We start from the raw sequence: 2,558 nt of genomic DNA on the forward strand, positions 1-2,558 counted from the left end.
CGACACTTCGCCCTCAATCTCGTCCGAACCGCCACGGACAAACGGTCCAGCAAGTCCCGCAGGAAGATCGCAGGATGGGACGCCAACTACCTCGACGCCATCCTCTCCTCACGCCCCGCCAAACCTGGATTCGGAGTCCCGGCAGATTGTTCCCGTCCGGAGCGGTGACCGGGATCGGGTGCCGGCACGGGCAACGCCCACGGCGGCGGCCCGGGACCGGCGCAAGCGCATGTGGCCTTGCGGGACCGGCTCGGCGGTCCCGCGCGTTTTCTCGGGGCCGGCGGGGCCGGGCAGCCGTGAAGGGCCTGCCCGACCGTCCACCGGGCGGTGTCAGGAGAAGAACTGGCCGCCGTTCGCGCTGATCGTCGAGCCGGTGACGAAGCCGGCCTCGTCGGAGGCGAGGAAGACCACGGCGCGGGCGATCTCCGAAGCCTCGCCGAGCCGCCCCACCGGGATCTGGGCGATGATGGCTTCGCGCACCTTCTCGGGAACGGCCATGACCATGTCGGTGGCGATATAGCCCGGGGCAACCACGTTCACCGTGACGTTGTTGCGCGCGCCCTCCTGGGCGAGCGCCCGGGAGAAGCCGATGTCTCCGGCCTTGGAGGCCGAGTAGTTCGCCTGGGCAAACTGACCCTTCTGGCCGTTGATCGAGGAGATGGTCACGATCCGGCCGAACTTGCGCTCGCGCATCCCGCCCCAGACGTTGTGGGTCATGTTGAAGACGCCGGTGAGGTTGGTGTCGATGACCTCGCGCCACTGCTGGGGCGTCATCTTGTGGAAGGGTGCGTCCCGCGTGATGCCGGCGTTGTTGACCAGCACGTCCACCGGGCCGAGATCCGCCTCGACCGCCTCGATCCCGGCCTTGCAGGCATCGTAATCCGCAACCGACCACTTGTAGGTCTTGATGCCGGTTTCCGCGGTGAACTTCTGCGCCGCCTCGTCATTGCCCGCGTAATTGGCGGCGACCGAATATCCCGCCGCCTTCAATGCCTCCGAGATCGCCGCGCCGATGCCGCGCGAGCCCCCCGTGACCAGTGCCACTCGTCCCATGTTCGTCCTCCTTGTTTTCAATCCGCCTACGGCCGCTCGACGCAGAGCGCCACGCCCATGCCGCCACCGATGCAGAGCGTCGCGAGGCCCTTCTTGGCGTTGCGCCGCTTCATCTCGAAGAGCAGCGTGTTCAGCACCCGCGCGCCGCTCGCGCCGATCGGGTGGCCGATGGCGATCGCGCCGCCGTTCACGTTCACGATCGACGGATCCCAGCCCATGTCCTTGTTGACCGCGCAAGCCTGGGCCGCAAAGGCCTCGTTGGCTTCGATGAGATCGAGATCCTCGACCTTCCAGCCCGCCTTGGCCAGCGCCTTGCGGCTGGCGTAGATCGGCCCGACGCCCATGATCTTTGGGTCGAGACCGGCGGTCGCGTAGCTCACGATCCGGGCCAGGGGCTCGATGCCGCGCTTCTCGGCGTTCTCCGCCGTCATCAGAAGCGTCACCGCGGCGCCGTCGTTCAGACCCGAGGCATTGCCCGCGGTCACCGTGCCGTCCTTGGAGAAGGCGGGGCGCAGCTTGGCCATGGCGTCGATGGTCGCGCCGTGGCGGATGTATTCGTCCTTGTCGACCACGATGTCGCCCTTGCGGGTCTTGACCGTGAAGGGCACCACCTCGTCGTCGAATTTCCCGGCCTTCTGCGCGGCTTCGGCCTTGTTCTGGCTGGCGACGGCGAATTCGTCCTGCTGCTCGCGGGTGATCTGCCACTGGGTCGCCACGTTCTCGGCGGTGGTCCCCATGTGATAGTCGTTGAAGGCGTCCCAGAGCCCGTCCTTGATCATGGTGTCGACGAACTTCATGTCGCCCATCTTCTGTCCGGCGCGCAGATGGGCGGCGTGGGTCGAGAGGCTCATGCTCTCCTGGCCACCGGCCACCACCACCTCGGAATCGCCGAGCTGGATGTGCTGGGCGCCGAGCGCCACCGCGCGCAGCCCCGAGCCGCAGACCTGGTTCAGGCCCCAGGCGGCGCTCTCGATCGGAAGCCCGGCCTTGATATGGGCCTGACGCGCCGGATTCTGGCCCTGGGCGGCGGTCAGGACCTGGCCGAGGATCGTTTCGGACACATCCGCGGCATCGACGCCCGCACGCTCGAGCACGGCCTTGATCGAGGCGGCTCCGAGATCATGCGCCGGCGTGTTCGCGAAGGCACCGTTGAAACTGCCGACAGCGGTACGCGCGGCCGAAGCGATGACGACATTGGTCAATTCAGAATCCTCCAATCGCGGGCCTTCCGGGCCCGCACCCCCTTGCGAGCGACCGCGAACGATTCGCCGCGGATGCATCGAGTGATCCACGTTGCACAAAGCGCCGCGGCGCTCAACCGGAACGCCGGGACAGGAACTCCGCAAGCGGCCGCAGCACCGTCGCGCGCGCCGCGCTGCCGACGACCATGCCCACATGGCCGGTCCTCGGCCGGAGGATGCGCGCCTCGGGAATCAGCCGGCCGAGTGGCTCCGCGATCTCCGGCGGAGCGATCGTGTCGCCCCGGCCGCTGAAGATCAGGGCCA

The 2,558-nt window shown here is 67.9% G+C and carries 3 protein-coding genes; all 3 read right to left on the bottom strand.

Annotated features, from left to right (window positions below; genetic code table 11):
• Window positions 1-330: 330 nt before the first annotated feature.
• The gene (gene phbB / locus V7050_RS20285) at window positions 331-1,053 is read right to left on the bottom strand and encodes an acetoacetyl-CoA reductase (RefSeq protein ID WP_324369177.1); all 723 of its coding nucleotides are present in this window, start codon (window positions 1,051-1,053) and stop codon (window positions 331-333) included.
• A 26-nt stretch (window positions 1,054-1,079) separates the two neighbouring features.
• The gene (locus V7050_RS20290; RefSeq protein ID WP_324369175.1) at window positions 1,080-2,255 is read right to left on the bottom strand and encodes an acetyl-CoA C-acetyltransferase; all 1,176 of its coding nucleotides are present in this window, start codon (window positions 2,253-2,255) and stop codon (window positions 1,080-1,082) included.
• Window positions 2,256-2,367: 112 nt separating this feature from the next.
• On the bottom strand, window positions 2,368-2,558 hold a 191-nt coding region (locus tag V7050_RS20295), incomplete at its 5' end, for a hypothetical protein (protein ID WP_324411180.1).

This window comes from Amaricoccus sp., from assembly GCF_036846665.1.
In the GTDB taxonomy this organism is placed as follows: domain Bacteria; phylum Pseudomonadota; class Alphaproteobacteria; order Rhodobacterales; family Rhodobacteraceae; genus Amaricoccus.